Source organism: Streptomyces sp. NPDC055099 (genome assembly GCF_053607685.1).
In genome coordinates, this window is the sequence record NZ_JBSGUA010000058.1 from 1 (window position 1) to 1,488 (window position 1,488).

Below are 1,488 nucleotides of genomic sequence, written 5' to 3' on the forward strand. Positions count from 1 at the left end.
GTGCAGCGGCGACCGGACGCATAGCCTGCTTCCTGATCTCGCGCTTGGCCTGGCGGACGGGTGTGCGGACGGTCGCCTTCGCCTGCTTCCTCCACTGACGGAGGAGCAGCTTCCCGCCCACTTTCGCCGCGTCGATGATGTCCTTCGTCTCCATCGGCGGCGGCGGCTCCTCGCCGAACCCGGCCTCGATCAGCCACAGCGAGTCGATGTCCTGCCGCCCCTGCCGGAAGCGGCAGTACGCCACCCACTGCGAGACGTCGACGCGGGGCTCGACCCAGATGTGCCCGACCGGGCAGGCGGCCTCCAGGACGACGTCCGTGCCGACCTTGTAGGCCAGTCGCAGGCCGGTGTCCATTCCGCAGACCGGGCACGCGATCACGGTCTGAATCCACACCCGGCGCCACGTCTGCTCGGGGTCCTCGACGACGTAGCGGAAGCGGCGCTCAAAGGTCACGTAGAAGTCGCCCTCGTCGGGGTTGAAGGACCTCCACGGGCTGATCGGCATCAGATCTCCTCTGGGGAACATTCGTGATCTTCCGGACGTAACAGCGGCGGAACTAGGGAAAACATGCAGGTCAGAGCGTTGGAACAAGGTCGGAACAGGGCCCGGAGAGGGGGAACGTGTTCCGGCCCGGGGCGGGGGTTCCGGCCCTGTTCCGGGCCGGTTCCCCCTCGCTGACCTGCATGTTTCCGGGTGTTCCGGAAGCGGGTCAGCCCCTGTCGGCCTCGCCGACGAGTGCCTTGAGGTCACGCAGGCGGTAGCCCTTGACCGTGGCCTTGGCGCCCTTGGGCCGGTAGGACTCCTTGGCCCACTTCTGGCCCCGGGGGGCCAGCACCTTGTCGAGCACCAGGGCCAGGACGGCACCCTTGGTCATCTGCGGTCCGTCGCCGGTGGCGAACTTCTCCAGGTCCCACGTCTCCGGCTGGACCTCGTGCAGGGCGTCGAACAGCTCGTCCTCCGTCAGGCCGCTCGGGTCACTGAGGGACCGGTAGATCGAGCGGATCACCTGGAGGAGGACCGGCAGCTTCTCCTCCTGGTCCTCGTCCTCGTCGCCGTCCCAAGGGTCGCCGCCGCCGGGGTTGGGCAGGACGACGCCGGGGGCGAAGGCCTTCGACGCGGCGTCCAGCTCGCACATCCCGGCCGCGGCCCGCTCGGTGGCCCGGCGGTCGGCCTCGTCGTCGCTGGTGATGCAGGCCCGGTACGGGATCGGCTCGCAGTAGTCGCCGCCCGCCATCACGTACGCCACGGAGGCGTCGTTGACGGCGTCGCCCATCGCGGGCAGCAGCCGGTCCGGCCGCCATCCCTGGGCCATCGCGCCGCCGCCGGCGATCTGCACGATGTCGTCCTTGTCGCAGGCGCACATGACCTGGACCGGGAGTTCGGACAGCCATGTGTTCGTGCCCACCCGGTCGCGGGTGACGCCCTGCGAGGCGATATCCACGACCACGTCGGACTTCAACGAGGTGAGGTTGATCTGCTTGACCAGC

At 69.1% G+C, this 1,488-nt stretch carries 2 protein-coding genes; both read right to left on the reverse strand.

Annotation, left to right across the window (positions count from 1 at the left end):
* Nucleotides 1-505, reverse strand: a 505-nt coding sequence (locus ACWFRU_RS42195; RefSeq protein WP_453694153.1) for a hypothetical protein, incomplete at its 3' end; no start/stop codon positions are given.
* A 205-nt stretch (nucleotides 506-710) separates the two neighbouring features.
* A partial coding sequence (locus ACWFRU_RS42200; protein ID WP_453694155.1) for a hypothetical protein occupies nucleotides 711-1,488 on the reverse strand: 778 nt, incomplete at its 5' end.